Origin of the sequence: Rhizobium sp. YS-1r, assembly GCF_000757525.1 — a bacterium.
Lineage (GTDB): Bacteria > Pseudomonadota > Alphaproteobacteria > Rhizobiales > Rhizobiaceae > Neorhizobium > Neorhizobium petrolearium.
Genome location: NZ_JPYQ01000055.1, coordinates 77,052 through 96,969 on the forward strand (window position 1 = coordinate 77,052; position 19,918 = coordinate 96,969).

Here is a 19,918-nt window from a genome sequence, read left to right on the forward strand (position 1 = left end):
TCACCATGACAACCACGGATCGTCAGCCTGGCCGCTTTCGAGATATCATCGAGGCGTACCGCTCTTACATCGTCGCGCTGGCGGTGGTGGTGGTGTTCGCCTTCACAACATTCGCCATTTATAATCTCACCACCGAGGTAAGCTATGACGATGTGATCGAAGCGCTCGGCAATACGCGATGGCCTGAAATCGGGCTTGCTGTCTTCTTCACCATGCTGAGTTTTGCGGCGCTAGTCGGCTACGACATGAATGCGCTCGCCTACATCGGCCGCACCCTGCCGTTTATACCGGTCGCGATGACCGCTTTCAGTGCCTATGCGGTCGGCAACACGGCCGGATTCGGAGCCCTGAGCGGCGGTGCTATCCGCTTTCGCGCTTATTCCCGCCTTGGCCTTTCACCGGATGATATCGGTCGTGTCATTGCCTTCGTGACACTGGCCTTCGGGATCGGATTGCTCGCCGTCACGGCATTGGCCTCGCTCGTCACGGCACCAAGGATCGGAGCGATTCTGGGTGCCGATGGTGGCTGGATCCGTGCCGGAGCAATCCTGATCATCATCATGCTATCCGTCCTGGTGATATCGGGGCGTGATGGACGGACGATTTCGATCGGCGGTCTGAGCATCCGTCTGCCGGATACCCGGACGTCCTCGCAGCAGTTCCTCATCACAGCGCTTGATATTGCCGCCTCGGCCTCCGTCCTCTATGTCCTCCTTCCGCAGACGAATATTGGCTGGCCTTCGTTCCTCGCCATCTATGCCACCGCCGTCGGCCTCGGAGTCCTGAGCCACGTGCCTGCCGGCCTTGGTGTCTTCGAAACCGTGATCATCGCAGCACTCGGCAATACGGTCAGCGTCGATCAAGTGCTCGGCAGCCTGGTTCTTTACCGTGTCGTATATCACGTTCTGCCGCTGCTCATCGCGACGCTCGTGGTCATCGGCGTCGAGATACGTCAGCTTGCCCATCATCCGGTGGCTTCCACGTTACGCAAGCTGGAATTCCGGCTGGTGCCGCCGCTGCTCGCCGCCTTTGCGATAATCGCCGGCGTAATGTTGATCTTTTCAAGCGTGACGCCGACGCCGGATTCCGACCTGAATTTCCTTTCCTACTATTTGCCGCTGCCGTTCGTGGAGGGCACGCATTTCCTTTCCAGCATCCTTGGCCTCATCCTCTTTGTGGCAGCGCGCGGCATAGGCCAGCGGTTGGATGGAGCCTGGTGGACAGGCATGGTCTGCGCTGCTCTTGCACTCGTCTTCGCTTTCGTGCGCGCGATCGCTCCTTTTGAAGCCATCTTCCTCGTCATTCTGCTGGTCGGTCTTATTCTCAGCGCGAAACAGTTCAACCGCCGGGCATCGCTGTTTGGGCAGGTGCTATCGCCGAGCTGGATTGCCGCCATGCTCATTATCGTGGCTACGGCCGCCACAGTGCTGCTTTTCGTCTACCGCGAGGTGGAATACAGCCACGAGCTCTGGTGGCAGTTCGAGGTTTCCGAAGAGGCGCCACGCGGCCTGCGTGCTGTTCTCGGCCTGGCGATCTTCGCGGCGTCCATCTCTTTTTACAGTCTGTTGCGGCCGGCCACCCGGCGCTCGCCGCCATCAACCGCGGACGATCTCGGACGGGCAATCCAGATCGTGATGGCGCAGGACAACGCCGATGCCAATCTGGTCCGGATGGGAGACAAGCGCCTGATGTTCTCCGAGAGTGGCCGTGCCTTTCTCATGTACGGCATCCAGGGACGGTCCTGGATCGCCCTCTTTGATCCCGTCGGACCGCAAGAGGAGACGGCAGATCTCGTCTGGCGTTTTGTCGAAGAGGCGCGCAGTCGGGGGGGCCGTGCAGTGTTTTATCAAATATCACCCGGCCTGCTTTCCCATTGCGCCGATGCCGGGCTGAGGGCCTTCAGGCTTGGCGAACTTGCGATTATCGATCTTTCGCATTTCGATCTCAAAGGCGGTCGTCTCGCCGGACTGCGGCAGGCTGTCAACAAAGGCATGCGCGAGGGGCTGGAGTTCTCGGTCATCGACGCGCCGGAGGTGATGGCTTCAATCGAGGAACTCAGGCAGGTCTCCGATGCCTGGCTTGCGGAACACAATACGCGCGAAAAGACGTTCTCGCTGGGCGCTTTTCGAGATGATTATGTCGCTTCGCAATCGGTGGCGGTTTTGCGTAAGGAAGGTCGAATTGTCGCTTTCGCGACGCTTTTGATCACCGATACGAAACAGGAAGGAACGGTTGATCTGATGCGCTTTTCGCCGGAAGCACCGAAAGGATCCATGGATTTTTTGTTCGTGAAAGTCATGGAATATCTGCGCGATGCCGGCTATGCACATTTTAATCTCGGCATGGCGCCACTTTCGGGAATGTCCACGCGCGAAGTCGCGCTCGCATGGGACCGGATTGGCAGCGTCGTATTCGAGCACGGCGAACGGTTCTACAACTTCAAAGGATTGAAAGCTTTCAAGTCGAAGTTCCATCCCAGCTGGGAGCCGCGCTACCTCGCCGTGGCGGGCGGAGTCAGCCCTGCCATCGTGATGATGGACGCGACGCTTCTGATCGGCGGCGGCTTGAGAGGAGTGGTTGGTAAATGATGTTCCTGCGGTTTTTTTGCATCATCGCGCTTGTTGGCTGGCTCTCCTGCGTCACGACCGCCGTCGCTCAGCAGCAGGATTATCATACCGGCCTGATCCGGTCGCCGCGTATCATGGTGCCGAAGAGCGGAGATGATCTCCAGGGCATCGTTTTCCTGATCTCGGACGGGCAGGGCTGGGGCGTGCGGGAGGAGACGCAGGCCCAAGCTCTGCTGAATGCCGGCGCCGCAGTGGTCGGCATCGATTTTCCGGCATATATCAAATCGCTTGCTGCCGATGATGGCGAATGCGTCTATATGGTATCCGACATCGAGGATGTTTCTCAGCAGGTGCAGCGACGGATCGGCAATCCGGATTATCGTCATCCGATCGTGGCCGGGATCGGAGAAGGCGGGGCACTTGCGCTTGCCATGATCTCCCAGAGCCCGAATGCAACTATAGGCGAGGCGATCGCTGTCGACCCGGCAGCCGGCATCCCGCTCGCCAAGGAACTCTGCACTCCCGCCTCGAAGCAGAAAATTGGCGATCGCACGGTTTATGGGTTTGACGATGGAGCCCTGCCGGCCGCAGTAACAATCATCTCCACCGCGTCTGCTGATGCTGCCGGCAGGGCGCATGGCCAGCGGCTGAAGCAGGAGCATCCGGAGGTGGAACTTGCCGATTCCGGCTCGACTGCGGAAGAGGCTTTGTCAGAGGTTCTGCTGGCTCATATTGCGGTGGCAGGCCAAAGCGGCCAGCCGCTCGACTTGCCGCTGACGGTACTCGATGCAAAGCCGGCTATGAACACGATGGCGGTAATTTATTCCGGTGATGGCGGCTGGCGTGACCTTGATAGCGAGGTGGGTGGTTACCTGCAGTCTCAAGGCATCCCGACAGTTGGGGTAGATTCGCTGCGTTATTTCTGGTCCGAACGCACACCGCAAGGAGCGGCGGATGATCTGGCAAAAATCATCGAGCACTATCGCCGGCAGTGGAGCGTCCAGAACGTGCTGCTGATCGGTTACTCTTTTGGAGCCGATGTGCTGCCCGCCACCTACAATCTCCTGCCGGTGGCCGATCGGGAAAGGGTGAGGCAGATCACGCTGCTCGGGCTGTCTCATCAAGTGGACTACGAGATTTCCGTCACAGGTTGGCTCGGTGTCGCCGCCGCTGGCAAAGGCGGCGATCCGATGAACGACATCGCAAAGATCAATCCGAAAATTATCCAGTGTGTCTATGGCACGGACGAAGACGATGACCCGTGCCCAACGCTGAAGGACCGCGGCGTCGAGGTCGTGCCGATCGAAGGCGGGCACCATTTCGATGAGAATTATCAGGCGCTCGGCAAACGCATCCGCGACAGCCTGCAAGCACGGCTTGCAAACAGATAGGTCATATCTCGTGCTTGCGGATGTTCAGGAGTATTTTATGCAGCGTGCCTGTGAAGGCACGATACTCCTCCTCGTCTATGCCGTCGAACATCTGTAGCAGCGAATCGTACATGGTCGGCCAGAAGCGAGCGAAGGCATCCCGTCCGTCTTCGGTGATCGTCACGTCGCGGATGCGCATGTCCTCCGGCCGCGGCGTGCGGCGGATATAACCCTGATCCTCGAGAGAATCGAGCGTGCGGCTCATTGTCGACTGCTCGATGACGGCAAATACGGAAAGTTCGTTGATGGTGAGTGAGGCGGAGACGCTCAGGACAGCCAGCGTGCGCATCTTGGCAGTCGAGAGTTCGTATTCGCGCAACTCCTCCGCCATATTAGAGTTCCAGCGGGTGATGATGCGGTTCATCAGATAGGGGGCGAAGTGATTGAGGCCGATTTCCCCCATCGTGGGCCGACCCACCTGATCACCTTCCTGATGCCGGCGTAACACCACACCTGAAAACCGTTCTGCCATGAGCCCTCTTTATATTTTCGGCCGCTGCGTTTCAGCGCAACGACGATGCAAGCAGAAAACCGGAGCCGCCGGCAAGCCCAGGACCTGGATGGGTCGAGGCGCCGATATGATAAAGACCCGGCACGTGGGTGCGGTGGTTAACAGACGACTTGAAGGGCCGCCAGAGGAAAAACTGATCCAGGCCGCAAAAGCCGCCATAGGGGTCGCCACCGACAAGGTTCATGTTCATCGCCTCAAGATCGGCGGGAGAATAAGCACGGCGGGCAAGCTTGATATCGGCAAAGTTCTCAATGTGACGGAAAAGGATCGCTTCGATGCGGTCTGCATAATGTTCACGCACTGCCTCTGTCCAACTGCCATCTGCAGGTACGGGGATCTCACCGGCTGCATCGCCCTTGATAACGCGCGGAGCCTCCGGAAGCTGAAGCCAGAGGATCGATTTGCCTTCCGGCGCGCGTGAGGGGTCGAAACTCACGGGTTGGCCGACGCAGACAGTTGGCTCGGCGGGCAGAAGGCCGCGTTCGCATTCGTTGGTGGCGCGTGAAACGCCATCGAGTCCGGGCGTCAGGTGCAGCAGCGCGACTTTGCCGAGATCGGGATCGCCCTTCCAACGAGGTGGCGCAGAAAGCGCATAGTGAATTTGCATGTCGCCTTTGCCGTAGCGATAGCGGGCGACGCCATCGGCGACTTCGGCTGGTATCGGCTGTGGCCAGTCCTTCAGTAGCCGGTCGTAGATCTGGTTTGGCGTTGTGGAACAGATGACGCCGGACGTCGCCTGGATCGCCTCACCACTTGCCAACCGGATACCGGCGGCCTTGTTGCCCTGGCCGGCAAGGATACGCTCGACATCTGCGCCGGTGCGGATCGTGCCTCCCTGATTCGCGATCAAGCGTTCGAAAGCGGTTACGAGATTGGCTGCTCCGCCCTTGACGATCGGGCAGCCGGCAAGCTCGATTGCAAAACCGATGACTTTGAGCATCTCGGCCGAATAGGCGCTTTCCGGCGCCAGCCCGCAATGCAACACCCAGGGTGCCCAGAGCGCATGCGCAGCCTCGGACCTGTAGGTGGTTTCAAGGTAACCGCGGGCAGGTTTCAGTGCGTCTCCGAACCAGGCGGCAAGCTGGCGGAGGCCTTTACCCCAGCCCTGCTTTGCGACGGTCTTCAGCGTCGTGCCGGACCAGAGCGCGCCGCCCAGCAGTGAGAAGAGGAAGGCTGCGTCCGCACCCAGCGCATTCATCTCGCGGTCGAAAGCCTTGCCGTCGCCTTTAGCCAGCGCCTCGAAGTTGGCAATGTTGCGCTGCCGGTCCTTTGAGAAGATCACCGAAGAACCATCCGGTCGCAGCACGCCGGTCGGCAGGTCGGCGTGAGCAAATTCCAGGCCGTGATCTTCCAGGTCCTTGCCCAGCACACCATAGGCAGGCGAGGTCAGGAAAAGCACCATTGTGGTTGCCATCACATCGTGAATAAAGCCTGGCTCGGTGATTTCCTCGGTTCGCAGACAGCCGCCGATGCCGTCGTTTCGTTCGAGAACGAGGATTCGTTTGCCCTTCTTTCCAAGCATGGCGGCAGCGACCAAAGCGTTGATGCCGCTGCCGACGACGATGTAATCGAAATCCGCCATAGCGCCCTCTTTGCCGGATATGGAAAAGGCCGGACCGCGAACGATCCAGCCCTCAAAGATTTAGCCGGCGATAAGAGCCAGTGCGCGGACCGGTGAGCCGGTGCCCTTGACGAACTTGAGCGGCGCTGCGATCAGCACCGCCCCCTTGGGCGGAAGCTGGTCGAGGTTGGACAGCGAAGCCAAGCCGTATTTGTTGTTCTTGTGCATGAGGTTGTGCGCCGGGAAAGGCGGATTCATGCCGCCGGCCGAACCGGCATCGGTGCCGACCGTTTCCTGACCCCAGCCGATGATACCTTTGGAAAGCAGGTATTCGATCGCTTCGGCGGTCGGCCCCGGCGAATGCGGGCCGTTCTCGTCGGCGTTCAGGAAGGTTTCGGTAGAGCCGTTGCGCTTGTACCAATCGGAGCGCATCAGCACCCAGCTGCCTGCTTCGATCTCGCCGTGCTCGGCTTCCCATTCCTTGATGCTGTCAACGGTCAGCAGGTAATCCGGGTTTTCAGCGGCTTCCATGGAGCGGTCGATGACGTTGACCGGCGCCACGAAGTTCTGCGGCGGAATGGTGTCTGTTGTGTTGTTAGGGTTGTCCTTGCCGGTGATCCAATGACAGGGCGCATCGAAATGTGTGCCGGTGTGCTCACCGAGCTCCAGCCAATTCCAGGCCCAGAACGGACCGTCCTGATCGTAGGCGGAGATCGTGTGGACCGCGACTTTCGGCGTGTTCTTGCCGAACTGTGGCGGCAAATAGAGCACCGGCGTATCCGGGCCAAGCGGCGCTGTCAGGTCGACCACCTTGACCGAGCCGGAAAGAAGAGCGGAAGCGAGATTGGAAAGCGTGTTGGAAGACATGATGCCGAGTTCCCCTTGAATGACCGGTTTCGTGAGCAGGGCGGCAGGCCGGTTTCCTCCGCCGGATGCCGCTAACCGATGGGCGAGCCTATTTCAGAAAATATGAGGATGCAAGCAATCGAGCGTCGCTACCGCGCGCAAAAATTTGCGTGCTCCGTTCGAGCACGGAGTTCATGGATTCCTCCGGAATAAGTGGCTCCATCTTGCGTTGAAAAGAGGCTATCCTGCGTGTCGTCGTGCTGTTCTCAGGCTGCGACCCCTTGATGCCGATTCCGGAAAATGTATGCATATGGATAAATAATGGGATCTAGGGGAACGGTGATGACGGCATATGATGCGGTGGTGATTGGGGCAGGTCACAATGGGCTCGCAAGCGCCATTCACCTCGCCGCACGAGGCTGGTCGGTAGCCGTCATAGAAGGCAAGCAGGAGCCGGGCGGCGCGGTGAAGACAGGTGATTTGACGCTGCCGGGATTCAGGCACGATCTCGCGGCCATGAATCTGTCGATGTTTGCCGGCTCACCGTTCTTTGCGACATATAAAGACGAACTGATCGCCCACGGGCTCGGCTTGGTACCCGCCAAACGCTGTTTCTCGAGCGTTTTCAGAGACGGCACCCATCTCGGCGTCTCGACCGATCTCGAAGAGACAGTCGGGGCGATCGAGTCGATCTCGTCGCAGGATGCGGCGGCATGGCGAGAACTCTTCGCCGAATTCGGCTCGGACGCCCCGCATATCTTCGGGTTGCTTGGTTCGCCCATGCCGTCGCTTGCTGCGGCGAAAGTGCTCTGGAAGGCTTGGCGTGAAAAGGGCACTGGCTGGCTTTATGACACGGCACGCATGCTGCTCGCCTCACCTCGCGATTTCCTCGATGCCCGCTTCCAAAATGACAAGGTCAAAGCGATGATGAGTGCCTGGGGTTTGCACCTCGATTTTGGGCCGGATGTCGCCGGTGGAGCGCTGTTCCCGTATCTCGAAAGCATGGCGAACCAGGCTTTTGGCATGGTGATCGGCCAAGGCGGTGCCGATACGATCATCAAAGCCATGACTGGATTGCTGCAGGCAAAAGGCGGCGAACTGATGCTCGGCAGGCCGGTTGAGCGGGTCGAGATGTCGAAGGGCACAGCAACAGGCGTCAAGCTATCAGACGGCGGAGTGATTTCCGCCCGCAAGGCGGTCATTTCCAATGTCCATCCGAGACTGCTGTTCGGCAAGCTGGTCGATGCCGATCCGGCCCGTGAGTCATTCGATCGCAAGGTCGAAAGATTCCGTGCCGGGCCGGGCACGATGATGATCCATCTGGCAATGGATGGCCTGCCGGACTGGAAAGCCGGCGAGGCATTGAAGGACTTTGCCTATGTGCATGTGGCGCCGGACCTGGCGATGATGTCGCGGGTCTATTCTGAGGCTATGGCAGGCTTGTTGCCGACTGAACCGGCGCTGGTGGTCGGCCAGCCCACGGCGCTCGATCCCTCGCGCGCGCCGGAGGGCAAGCATGTGCTCTGGGTGCAGGTTCGCGTACTGCCGGCGGGGATCCGCGGCGATGCTTCCGGCACGATTGCGGGAACCGACTGGGATCAGGTGAAGGAAGCCTATGCCGATCGGGTGCTGGACATTCTGGAGGACTATGCCCCTGGTACGAAGGCGAAAATCCTCGGCCGCGCAGTGTTTTCCCCGCTTGATCTCGAAAGGGAGAATCCGAACCTGATCGGCGGCGACAATCTTTCCGGCAGTCATCATCTCGACCAGAATTTCCTGTTCCGGCCGGTCGCCGGTTATTCTCGTTACAAAACGCCGGTGAAGTCGCTCTATCTCTGCGGCGCCGCCACCTGGCCGGGCGCTGGAACTGGGGCCGGATCGGGATTCATGCTGGCAAAGATGCTGGCCGGCAAGAGCTGAACACGATTCCTTTGACATTTCAAATATCAGCTTCTAGAGCTTGGTCGAGTGAAAGGGCTGTATTGGGATGGCAGAAGCGGACGTAATCAATGTCGACCTGGAGATTATCGTCCATGGCGTGCAGGGGCGTTCCAAGCCGGAATTGCGTCTCTGGCTGCGCATGTTGTCTACGACCAAACTGATTTCGCAGGAAATCCGCCGGCGGCTTCGGGCCGAGTTCGGCGCCACGCTGCCGCAATTCGATCTCATGGCACAGCTCTATCGTGAGAAGGACGGGCTCCGCCTCGGTGAACTTTCCAAGCGCACGATGGTCACGAATGGCAATGTCACTGGTCTGGTCGAACGGCTGGAGGCGGATGGCTACATCCAGCGGTTGACGCCGGATGCCGACCGGCGCGTTACCGTCGCGAAGCTCACCGACAATGGTACGATATTCTTTGCTACGATGGCCGCCGCGCATGAGCGCTGGCTACAGGAGATGATGGCGGACGTCGATCCTCGTATGATCTCGGGGCTTTGGTCGGAAATTGGGGCAGTCAAAGTCTCGGCCAGCAACCATCTCTCGGGCGCGGCCTTCGAATAGGGCTTTACCGCTTCTTTTCCTTGCTGAATTTCTTTTCGAGCAGACTCACCAACCGCACCATCGGCCAAAGAAAGGCGATGTAGATCAGGGCTGCGCCGATCAGCGGCGTCGGGTTGGCATATAGCGCCTGCGCATCCAGGCCCTCCTTCATCAACTCCGCCAGAGCCACCGTGGAGGCAAGCGATGTGTCTTTGAACATCGAGACGCAATTGTTGGTAGTCGGCGGGATGACGATGCGAACCGCCTGCGGCAATACGACTTTGCGCAACGTTACGATGAAGGAGAGACCGAGAGCCGCGGCGGCTTCGAACTGACCCTTCGGAATGCTCTCAATGCCGGAACGGAAGACCTCGGCCATGTAGGCGGCCATGACAATCGTGAAGGCCAATATCGCGCAGGTCCATGATGACAGGCGGATGCCGATGAAAGGCAATGCGAAATAGATCAGCATCAGCACGACCAACATGGGCGTCGCACGGAAGATGTCGATATAGAAGACCGTGGCATAGCGTAGCGGTTTCGGCCCGTAGAGGCGCAGCAAGCCGATCACGAGGCCGCAGGGAATGCCGAAGCCGATACCGGCAATTCCGAGCAGGAAGGTGTTCACCAGCCCGCGCAGCAACGCCGGAAACGCATCGCCGAGAACCCCGAGATTGAAGAACGTATCGAGGAGGGTCATGTCCGTCTCTCATGAAAATGCCGGCCGTTTCCGGCCGGCATGGATGGAATTTGTTCGATGGAAGCCGGCTTAAGGCTTCGGCAGCGGCTGTTCGGTGGCAGTGGCGGAGTCTGCGGCGGGATCGGTGCCGAACCATTTCTTATGAATGGCGATGAGGGTGCCATCCTTCTTCATTGCGGTAAGCGCATCGTTCGCCTTGCCGAGCAGCGGATGATCCTTGGTCATCATCAGGCCGTATTGCTCCCCGGTTTTGATGCGGACCTTGACCACGAGGTCTTTCATCTTAAGGAAAGCATATTCCATACCCGGCACGTCGCTCACGGCGGCATCAGCACGACCGGCGGAAAGGTCCATCAGCAAGTCCTGCTGGGCGTTATAGCTCTTGATGTCGCTGATGCCGTATTTTTCCTTGTTTTCCTTGGCCCATTTGTCGCCGGTGGAGCCGGCGAGAACGCCGACGACCTTATCCTTGAGATCCTCGACCGCGGCGAGCTTGGCCTCTTTGCGGGTGGCGATCCCCATGTCGGAATCATAGTAGGGCTGGGTGAAGGATTGGCTGCCGAGGCGTTCCTTGGTGATCGTGATCGAGGAGATTGCCACGTCGATGCGCTTGGAGGCCGTCGCGGCGAAGAGTGCCTGGAAGCCGAGGTCGGAAATCTCGACCGTCATGCCGAGGCGTTTTGCCACTTCATTGACGATGTCGACTTCGAAGCCTTCGAACTTGCCGTCGGCGGTCTTGTATTCGAAGGGCGGGTTGCTCGGATAGGAGCCAACGACGAGCGCTTCGGCCGAAGCAAAGCCAGCGCTGGCGATGAACAGGGTTGTTGCGCCTGCAATGCCTATAAAGGCGCGGCGAAAAAAGGGCATGATCATAGATTTCCTTCCCTCTGGTTTTGACCGGGAGTATTCTCCGCCGGACCGGATACGGTTTTTTCTTGTCGTCGATAAATGGAATAAACGAAACGGGCTCTCCCCAAGAGCAATCCGGCAGCGTTTCATATCCTCGTTTACGGCGCGAATGAGCGGATCGTGCTCGAAAACCCGGCGACTTTCAAGCGAAAAGATTGAAGCTTAAATCATATAGGATCCAACCAATTCCGGGAAAAATCGAGCCGCGAAATAGTTTAGGTTTAAAGCTTGTTTTTTCCTTCCGCCGGTTCGATAGTCGAGCATTGACGGAGAAGCGGAGGCCGCCCCGCATGTGTTGCGACCTCACAATGTAGCAGGGAAAGTCCAGCCATGCGTTTTGCATATTTCGCGTTTTTCGAGAATGTGGACGGAAGCCAACTCGTAGTGAGCAAGGCGGATGTCGAGACCGTCGCCGAGATCATCAAGCTGACGCCTGGCCTCATCTCGGCCAATCTCTATACACCCGAGGTTACAAAGGACATGTACAACAAGGATGAGCCGTCCCCTGTCTTCGGCATGCAGCTTTATTTCAACGAGCTCACCGAGCTCGAAGAGGCGATAGCGCCAACGGGTCACCTGCAGCAGCTTGCAGCATCCGGCGTGCTTGCGAGTATCCGCGGGGCGAAGGCGACACAGCAGGCAATGTATGTCCGGCATTTTCCGGTCGATGACGGCAAGCTCGATATTGAGAAGAACGGAAATCCCTGTTCCTACGTGGTGCATTATACCGGGCCGGCCGAGGACCTGAACGTCTGGATGCATCACTATGTCAGCCATCATCCGCAGGTCATGCGCACTTTCCCGGGCATCAGGCAGATCGAGGTCCTGTCGCGCATCGACTGGTGCGGCTTTCTGCCGTGGGAGCGGGTCAACCATATGCAGCGCAACCGGGTGATGTTTGACAGCCAAGTGGCATTGCAGGCGGCGCTGCAATCACCGGCGCGTGTTGCCATGCGCGAAGATTTCAAGACCTTCCCGCCCTTCGAAGGCGGCAATTCCCATTACCCGATGGAGACCAGGATCATTGTTCCGTGAAGCGCGGTTCCGCCGGGCCTGAAGAATAAATTACTCGACCTGATATCCTGCTTCTGCCAAAACCGGCGACCATTCCAGATTGACGTCATCCGGAGGTACTGCGGCAAGCAGGCTGCGGGTATAGGCATGCTGCGGATCGGCGAAGACGGTTTCCGTTCTGCCGCTTTCGACGACTTCTCCACGATACATGACCATGACCCGGTCGCAGAGGTAACGGACGACGGAAAGGTCATGGCTGATGAACAGCATCGAAAAGCCGTGCTCATCGCGCAGCTTCAGGAGAAGGTCGAGAAGCTGGGCCTGGACTGAGACGTCGAGGCCGGAGACGATCTCGTCCGCAACGAGGATGCGCGGCAAAGTACAAAGGGCGCGGGCGATGTTGACACGCTGCTTCTGGCCTCCGGAAAGCTGGGAGGGGAAACGCATGGCTGCGTCAGGCGGCAGGCCGATCTCCTTCAGAAGTTCGGCGGCGCGGCTCATGCGTTCGCGCGAGCTGTTGTGCAGGCCATTGGCCTCGTTCGCCTGAGTGACGATGCTGCCGATGCGCCTGCGCGGATTGAGCGCCGATTGCGGATCCTGGAACACCATCTGGATATATTCCCGGCGATAGGCTTTTTCCGCATTGCCGTTGGCCGTCACATCGCGGCCGGCAAGCGTGATCCTGCCCTCGGTCGGGGTGTCGAGGCCGACGACGAGGCGGGCGAGCGAGCTCTTGCCGCTGCCGCTCTCGCCGACAATTCCCACGAATTCGCCTTCGCCGAGGGTAAAGTCGACGCCGTTCACGGCCTTGAAGCTGCTGCGCCTGGCAAACGGGCTCCAGGCGGTCGTATAGGCCTTGGTGAGTTTTTCTCCGTTGAGGTGGATTTTCGTCGAGACGATCTCGCGGCCGGGGGCTAGAAGCGGTGGCATGATCTCCGGCGTCTTTTCGGTGCGGATGCAGGCGGCGATATGGTTCGGGCCGATATCGGCGAGCGGCGGTTCGCTTTCGGTGCAGGCTTCGACGGCGTTTGGACAGCGTGACGCGAAACGGCAACCCTTAAGCTCCTTCAGCACGCGCAAGCCCGGCATGCGCTCGGGCAGAATGAACAGGCCGCGGCGCGGGCCACTGATCGTGGGATTGGCAAGCTGCAGACAGCGCGTGTAAGGGTGCGCCGGCGCCGAAAAGAGCTGTTTGGCGGGACCGCGTTCGGCCGGGCGGCCTGCATATAGCACCATGATCTCGTCGCTGATCTGGGAGGCGAGACGGAGGTCATGTGTGATGAAGATTACCGCGGTGCCGTCGCGCTTTTGCATCTCTGCGATCAGCTTGACGATACGCGCCTGGATCGTCACGTCGAGTGCGGTCGTCGGTTCGTCGGCAATGAGCAGGCGGGGCCGGCTGGCAAAGGCCATGGCGATCAGAATGCGCTGACACATGCCGCCGGAAAGCTGATGCGGGTATTTTTCCAGCAGTGCCGAGCCATGCGGCAGGTGTACCGACTCGAATTCCTTCAGTGCTCGCTCGCGCCAGTTCTCGCCGGGGGCGAGGCCGATGCGCAGAAGGTGCTCCTTCATCTGCTGGCCGACGCTCAAGACCGGGTTGAGGCCGGAGAGCGGCTCCTGCGGTATGAAGGCGATGTCACGTCCGAGAAGGTTCCGGCGGCGTTCCGGCACCATGCTCACCAGATCCTCGCCATCGAACTCCAGCGTGCCCCTGGTGACCGCAAAACCTTTCGGCAGGTATTGCGAGATGGTGCGGCCGATCATTGATTTGCCGGCGCCGGATTCACCCACGAGGCCGAGGATCTTGCCTGGTCCCAGCGAGAAGTTGAGGTCTGTCAGGACCGGAAAGCTTTCCTTGCCGCCGAGCGATTCAACGCAGAGACCTTGTGCGGAGAGAATGGCCATATCAGGTACGCTCCGTCTGCGTCAGGCGCGTGTCGAGCGTGCGGCGCAGCCCATCGCCCAGGATGTTGAAACCGAAGACTGCGAAGAAGATCGCAAAAATCGGCGCGATCAGGTTGAACGGTGCTTCGTAGATATTCTGGCGGGCATCGGCGATCATCTGACCCCAGGCGGGGGTTTCCGAACCGACGCTCATGCCGACGAAGGAAAGGATCGCCTCGACGATGACGGCGACACCCATTTCGAGGCTCATGAGGGTAATCAAAAGTGGCAATGTGCCCGGCAGTATCTCACGGGTAATGGTGCGCCAATGTGAGAAGCCGACAAGCTGGGCGGCGGCGACATAGTCGCGGCGTCGCAGCACGATCACCTCGCTTCTGAGCACCCGACAGAAGCGGGTCCAGTCGACGAGGATGATTGCCAGCACAACGTTGCGCAGGCCGGTGCCGAGGCCGACCATGAGGATCAGCGACAGGATGACCGGCGGAAAGGAGAGCCAGATTTCAACGACGCGGCCGATCAGCCAATCCACCCAGCCGCCGAAGTAGCCGGCGACATGGGCGAAGATCGCGCCGAGGATCATGGCGCCGACCGATGCGGTGAAGGCGACGGTGAGGGCAACGCGGGCGCCAAAGATCAGGCGAGAGAGAATACATCGGCCAAGGCTGTCGGTGCCGAGCGGAAACATCGGGTCCCCGCCATTGGCCCAGGCGGGCGGCGTGAGGATGGCGAGAAGGTTCTGCTCGTTCGGATCGTTCGGCGCGAGATAGGGTGCGAAGACAGCGCAGATGCCGAGGATGGAGATGATGACAAGGCCGGTCTGAACGCGGCCGGATTTCAGCCAGAGGGGAAGTGGTTGCATGTCAGCGCATCCTCAGTTTCGGGTTGAGGATTAGGTAGAGACTATCGACCACGATGCTGATCACCAGAACCGCGATGCAATAGGTGAGCCCCGCCCCTTGGATGATCGGCAGGTCGGCGTTGCGAATAGCATCGACCATCAGATTGCCCATGCCCGGATAGGAATAGATGATCTCGACGAGCAACGTGCCTCCAAAGAGGAAACCGAACTGGACACCCATGAGGCTCAGTGTCGGCAGGATGGCGTTCTTCAATCCGTGGCGGATCAGGATACGTTTTTCCGAAAGTCCGCGCAGCCGCGCCTGCTGGATATAGTCGTCCTGATAGGCGTCGAGCAGGCTGGAGCGCAGCACGCGCATCAGGGAGGGGGAAAGCGCTATGCCGAGCGCGAGACAGGGTAGGATCATATGCTCCAGCGCATTGAAGAAGGTCGAGATATTGCCGGTGACCAGACTGTCGATCAGCAGGAAGCCTGTGACAACCGGTCGTTCGAAACCGGGGCTCAGCCGCCCTGTGAACGGCAGAATCTCGAAGAAGACCCCGAAAATCAGGAGCAGGAAAAGGCTCCAGAGGAACTCCGGTAGAGAGAGCAGCAGTATGGAGATGAAATCCATCACGGCTTCGGCGCGGGTGCCGCGCACGTAAAAAAGGAACAAGCCGCCGGCAAGGCCGAAGACGGTAGCGACCATCATGGCGATGACGGCAAGCTCAATCGTGGCTGGCAGCGTGCCGCCGATCAGCGATGTCACATCCTGGCGGAAATGGATGGAACGGCCGATATCGCCATGCAGGAGTTGATTGAGCCAGATGCCGTATTGTTCGTAGAGAGGCCGGTCGAGCCCCATTTCCGTACGCATCGCCTCGATCTCCTGGACCGTGGCATTCGGCGGCAGCGACATGGCGGCCGGATCGACCGGCAGGATGCGCAGGATGCAGAAGAGAAGCGCGGAAACAACGAGAAGGATCGGTATCGCGGTCAGCACGCGCTTTACCAGCAAATTGGCAATGGTCGCAAACATGCGCATGCCCCGTATTACGATATCAGGAAAAGGGGGCCGGACAGGCCCGGACCCCGAACAGTTTCATCAGGTCGGCATCAGGACCAGGACATGGTGCTGCCCAGAACCCAGGCATTGCCGTACTTGACGTAGTTGAGGTTCTTCTTGCGCACCAGTGTCTGGACGCTCTGCAGGATCGGAATATTGGCGCCGGTTTCGACGGCTTCCTTGGCCACTTCCTTGTAGCCGGCAATGCGTTTTTCATAAACCGGCTCGACGAAGAGCTTGAGGATCTTGTCGCCGATCTCCTGACCCTTCCAGGCACCGAACGGCATCTTCGGGTTCATGAGATAGCCAGAGAAGATTTCGGGGTCGCCGGTAGCATTGTCGAAGCTGTAGAGGGTCGCTTCCGGCAACTGGCCGCCGCGGTTCAGCTCGAAATACTTCGAATATTCGATCTGCTGCAGCTCGACCTTGAGGCCGACCTTCTGCCACATCTGGACGAGCGCGCGGGCAATATCGAAATCGCTCGGGAACTGGCCGTTGGTGGCAGCCAGCGTGAAGGTCGCCGGCTTGTCGGCCGTGTAACCGGCATCCTTCAGCAGTTTCTTCGACAGTTCCGGATCGTAAGCGAACTTGTAGTCAGGCAGGTAACCTGGCGTGCCGGGTGTCGCCGGAATGGAGAGCGGTACGGCGGCACCACCGTAGAAGGCCTTGGAGAGCGCTGACTTGTCGATCGCATGATGGGCAGCAAGGCGCACGGCCATGTCGCTGAAGCCCTTGTCGTTGCGCATCTGCAGCAGGATCAGGCGGGTGAAGGGATTGATCTCGGCGGTCAGGCCCTCGGTCTTGCCGAGGCGTTCGGCTTCGCGGACCGGGATGTTGACGGTCAAGTCCACCTGGCCGGATTGGATGGCTGCGGTGCGCGCCGACGGATCCTTGATGATATCGATCGTGACGCGCTTGACCTTCGGTTTGGCACCGAAATAGTCATCGTTGCGCTCCAGCACAATGCGCGAGTTCATCTGATAGTCCACGAGCTTGTAGGGACCAGTGCCGATCGGCTTCTTGGCGAATTCTTCGGGACCAACAGATTCGACATATTTCTTCGGCACAAGATAGCTGCCGAGGAAGGCAAGCCATTGCGGTGCGGTCGGGGTCGGGGCGGAGAATTTCATCACGCCACTCGTCGGCGAAGTAATTTCGATATCCGTCAGCGTGCGCCAGGAATTGGCAATATCCAGTTTCAGGCCGGATTTCACGCGCTCGACGAAGGTGTATTTGAAGTCCTCCATCGTCATCGGATCGCCATTGTGGAATTTCACGTCGCTACGGATCTCGAACGGCATCGAGAGACCGTCCGGCTTCAGTTCCCATTTGCTGATGAGATTGGGAATGAGCTTCAGGTCGGGCGCCTGGTCGAGTGGCTGGTCGAAGACAAGTTTGAAGATCGGCTGCGCATCCGGCACGAAGCGCAGGTTCGGATCCCAGGACGGCACGTCGCTCGGCCAGCCGATGGTGACGTTGTCGGTATCTGCAGCGAAAGCGAAGGTGGCCTGCGAGAGCACGGAGCCGCCCACGGCGGCGAGGCCGAGCATCTGCAGGAGATTTCTGCGGTCAATTTCAAAAGTCATGACGATCCCTCTGGTTCTGCCCATCGGCACGGGCCGATGGACCTGCGGCGGTTTGTGAAACGCAAGCCTGCAATCCTGTCAGGGGCTTCTGATGGTTCTGTTTGGTGCCGTTCTTTGCGGCCGTCCCCTCGACAATTGAGGGGATCGTAGAACGACGTATAAATTACTTCAAGCCTAAAATTTAAGATCGCGGGGAAGCGAGAATCGAATCGACCAGAACGTGCAAAATGCCGGAAATCATGGCTTTCAAGATGCCGCCTGGTTGAAATTCAGAGCAGCTGTCAATTGCAGACGACTGAACTCGAAGCCTTCGTCATAAAAATCATTGACGTTCTTTCCAATTATTTTATGCTTAAAATGTCTTTTAGAGAGACAGCTCCACAGGTTTAGAAAGGGACGCCATGATCGATCCGCATTGCCATTCCAGCAGCGTCATGGTGAACCGCCCGGCGGTGGCCGCCTTCGAGCTTATGTCCGACGGTCTGAAACAGGGTCAGTGGGCATGGGGCAGCTTGAATCGCACCGAGGTGGAGCCTGGACTCTTCCGCGGTACATCGACGTTCACCGGCAAGCCGACTTATGTGCGTCTCCATGTTGATCACACCCGGCTGCAGGTGGACTACGAAGTCGGCGCGACGAAGGAGGCTATGCAGTTCCGCAACATGTCGCGGGTCATTCCGGGTGAGCTTCTCCGTATGGGGCCGGATAGATGCGTGGTGACGCTGCTCACCTGGCGGCTCGAAACGCAGACGGATGCGGAATGGATCCAGTTCGGGACGATCCATGAGGCCGAGATGTTCCTGATCAAGGGCCTGCTGGAAAGAGGTTGAGGACAAGACGATGTATTCTCCCTACCTGCTGTTCGAACACCAGGCGCTGAAAAATCCCGATGCGCCGATGCTTATTGCGCCGGCAAGCGCCAAGCTTCCCTATGCGCCGGAGGGTTTTCGCTACAGCTATGGTGAGGTTTTCGCGCGGATTAGCCTTCTGAAGCGGAAGTTCGCAGAAGCGGGATATGGGATTGGCTCGCGCATCGCGCTGCTCCTCGAAAACCGGCCGGAATTCTTTGACTACTGGTTGGCGCTGAATGCAATCGGCGTGTCGATCGTGCCGATCAATCCGGATTTGCGCCGCGACGAGCTTCTCTTTCAGCTCGACATGGCCGAAGCATCGCTGATGGTCGTGATTGCCGAGCGGCTGGGCGAATTGCGCGACATCAAGCCCGGGAAGGTGTCGGTAATTGTCCCCGGCGACGATATCCCGTCGTCTCAGGAACCCCACGAAGCGCGCCCGGGCGGGCCGGACCAGGAATGTGCGCTGCTCTTCACATCCGGAAGCACCGGCAAGCCGAAAGGCTGCATTCTTTCAAACAGCTACTTTATCGCTGTCGCCGAATGGTACACGACCCAGGGCGGCATTGCCGAAATGGGCGAGGGAGCGGAAGTGGCGCTGACGCCGCTGCCGATGTTCCATATGAATGCGCTCGGCTGCACGGCGGTCGGCATGATCATGAAGGGTGGTGCGATCGTACCGCTCGACCGGTTCCATGCAAGTTCCTGGTGGGCTTCGATAACCGATTCCGGCGCGACCATCATTCATTGTCTGGGCGTCATCCCGGCGATCCTGCTCCAGCTCCCAATCGTTAAAGCGGAGCGTGCGCACAAGGTGAAATTTGCGTTGGGGCCTGGTGTGGATGCGCGCCATAAAATCGAGTTCGAGGAGCGCTATCGCATTCCGATCGTCGAGGCCTGGGCAATGACCGAGACGGGCGGACGGGCCGTAACAACAACAGCAGCGGACGACTATACGCCGGGGCTTCGCTGCATCGGTCGGCCGCGCGCCGGCATGGATTTCCGTATCGTCGATGATGCGGGGAATGATGTAGAGCTTGGCGAGCCGGGTGAACTTCTCGTACGTGCAAAGGGCGCAAACCCGCGGGATGGTTTCTTTAGCGGCTACCTGAAGGATGAAAAAGCGACCGAGGAGGCCTGGGAGGGCGGCTGGTTCCATACCGGTGATGTTGTCCATGCCGACGAAAAGGGGCTCCTTTATTTTTTCGATCGCAAGAAGAGCATCGTGCGGCGCAGCGGTGAGAACATCGCCGTGCTGGAAGTCGAGGCGGCGCTTGCCAAGGATGCGAGCGTGAAGGCTTCTGCCGTAACGCCGGTGCTGGACGACCTGCGCGGCGAGGAAGTGTTCGCTTTCATCGTCGAAAGCGAGAAGACCAAAGTGGGCGAACCGGCCGAAAAGGCGAGGCAGATCGTCGAGAGGGCGGGCGCCCATATCGCCTATCATAAACTGCCGGGTTACGTGGTCTTCATCGACAAATTGCCGGTGAGCTCTACCCAGAAACTGCAGCGTGGTGAGATCAAGACGATGGCGGCGAAAGCGGTCGAAGAAGGTTCGGCAATTGATCTGCGCAAATTGAAGGCGTCGATCCGCAAGGCTGGCTGACGCCGCTTCCGCGTTGGGTCGTTTTCTTCTATGCTATGAATAAAAG

Annotated in this window: 16 protein-coding genes; 7 read left to right on the forward strand and 9 right to left on the reverse strand. The window is 59.1% G+C overall.

What is annotated here, in order from left to right:
• Positions 1–5 precede the first annotated feature (5 nt).
• On the forward strand, positions 6–2,588 hold the full coding sequence (gene mprF / locus JL39_RS23235; RefSeq protein ID WP_037156420.1) for a bifunctional lysylphosphatidylglycerol flippase/synthetase MprF: 2,583 nt from the start codon (positions 6–8) through the stop codon (positions 2,586–2,588).
• Positions 2,585–3,958, forward strand: a complete 1,374-nt coding sequence (locus JL39_RS23240; RefSeq protein WP_052183077.1) for a virulence factor family protein — start codon at positions 2,585–2,587, stop codon at positions 3,956–3,958. Before mprF ends, JL39_RS23240 begins: the two co-directional genes overlap by 4 nt.
• A gap of 1 nt (position 3,959) precedes the next feature.
• Here JL39_RS23240 and JL39_RS23245 read toward each other — a convergent pair whose 3' ends face one another.
• The 3 genes from JL39_RS23245 to JL39_RS23255 are packed head-to-tail and all read right to left on the reverse strand — an operon-like array spanning position 3,960 to position 6,936.
• On the reverse strand, positions 3,960–4,469 hold the full coding sequence (locus JL39_RS23245; protein ID WP_037156422.1) for a MarR family transcriptional regulator: 510 nt from the start codon (positions 4,467–4,469) through the stop codon (positions 3,960–3,962).
• Positions 4,470–4,500: 31 nt separating this feature from the next.
• Positions 4,501–6,090: an NAD(P)/FAD-dependent oxidoreductase gene (locus JL39_RS23250; protein WP_037156424.1), complete on the reverse strand. Its 1,590-nt coding sequence runs from the start codon at positions 6,088–6,090 to the stop codon at positions 4,501–4,503.
• 60 nt (positions 6,091–6,150) lie between these two features.
• Complete coding sequence (locus JL39_RS23255; RefSeq protein WP_037156426.1) at positions 6,151–6,936, reverse strand: cyclase family protein; 786 nt, start codon at positions 6,934–6,936, stop codon at positions 6,151–6,153.
• Positions 6,937–7,257: 321 nt separating this feature from the next.
• Between JL39_RS23255 and JL39_RS23260 the strand changes: the two genes are divergently transcribed.
• Together JL39_RS23260 and JL39_RS23265 are read left to right on the forward strand one after the other, a co-directional pair.
• Entirely contained in the window at positions 7,258–8,835 is a 1,578-nt protein-coding gene (locus tag JL39_RS23260) for an NAD(P)/FAD-dependent oxidoreductase (RefSeq protein WP_037156428.1), read from the forward strand.
• A 67-nt stretch (positions 8,836–8,902) separates the two neighbouring features.
• A complete protein-coding gene (locus JL39_RS23265; RefSeq protein ID WP_037156430.1) occupies positions 8,903–9,418 on the forward strand; it encodes a MarR family transcriptional regulator in 516 nt (171 codons plus the stop codon).
• A 4-nt stretch (positions 9,419–9,422) separates the two neighbouring features.
• On the opposite strand, the gene JL39_RS23270 is transcribed toward JL39_RS23265, so the two are convergent.
• On the reverse strand, positions 9,423–10,097 hold the full coding sequence (locus JL39_RS23270) for an amino acid ABC transporter permease (protein WP_037156432.1): 675 nt from the start codon (positions 10,095–10,097) through the stop codon (positions 9,423–9,425).
• Between the two features lie 69 nt (positions 10,098–10,166).
• On the reverse strand, positions 10,167–10,964 hold the full coding sequence (locus JL39_RS23275) for an ABC transporter substrate-binding protein (protein WP_037157224.1): 798 nt from the start codon (positions 10,962–10,964) through the stop codon (positions 10,167–10,169).
• A 372-nt stretch (positions 10,965–11,336) separates the two neighbouring features.
• Here JL39_RS23275 and JL39_RS23280 point away from each other — a divergent pair, with 372 nt between their 5' ends.
• Complete coding sequence (locus tag JL39_RS23280; RefSeq protein WP_037156434.1) at positions 11,337–12,041, forward strand: hypothetical protein; 705 nt, start codon at positions 11,337–11,339, stop codon at positions 12,039–12,041.
• Positions 12,042–12,071: 30 nt separating this feature from the next.
• On the opposite strand, the gene JL39_RS23285 is transcribed toward JL39_RS23280, so the two are convergent.
• The 4 genes from JL39_RS23285 to JL39_RS23300 form a co-directional block, all read right to left on the reverse strand.
• Entirely contained in the window at positions 12,072–13,928 is a 1,857-nt protein-coding gene (locus JL39_RS23285; RefSeq protein ID WP_037156442.1) for an ABC transporter ATP-binding protein, read from the reverse strand.
• Between the two features lies 1 nt (position 13,929).
• Entirely contained in the window at positions 13,930–14,787 is an 858-nt protein-coding gene (locus tag JL39_RS23290; RefSeq protein ID WP_037156444.1) for an ABC transporter permease, read from the reverse strand.
• A 1-nt stretch (position 14,788) separates the two neighbouring features.
• Positions 14,789–15,805, reverse strand: a complete 1,017-nt coding sequence (locus tag JL39_RS23295) for an ABC transporter permease (RefSeq protein ID WP_037157227.1) — start codon at positions 15,803–15,805, stop codon at positions 14,789–14,791.
• 77 nt (positions 15,806–15,882) lie between these two features.
• Positions 15,883–17,418 (reverse strand): ABC transporter substrate-binding protein, encoded by a 1,536-nt coding sequence (locus JL39_RS23300; RefSeq protein ID WP_052183078.1) that lies wholly within the window; start codon positions 17,416–17,418, stop codon positions 15,883–15,885.
• A gap of 401 nt (positions 17,419–17,819) precedes the next feature.
• On the opposite strand from JL39_RS23300, the gene JL39_RS23305 reads away from it, so the two are divergent.
• Together JL39_RS23305 and JL39_RS23310 are read left to right on the forward strand one after the other, a co-directional pair.
• Positions 17,820–18,248 carry a hypothetical protein gene (locus tag JL39_RS23305; RefSeq protein WP_037156446.1) on the forward strand — a complete coding sequence of 143 codons (429 nt, stop codon included), beginning with the start codon at positions 17,820–17,822 and terminating at the stop codon, positions 18,246–18,248.
• A 10-nt stretch (positions 18,249–18,258) separates the two neighbouring features.
• Complete coding sequence (locus JL39_RS23310; RefSeq protein ID WP_037156448.1) at positions 18,259–19,872, forward strand: AMP-binding protein; 1,614 nt, start codon at positions 18,259–18,261, stop codon at positions 19,870–19,872.
• Positions 19,873–19,918 lie beyond the last annotated feature (46 nt).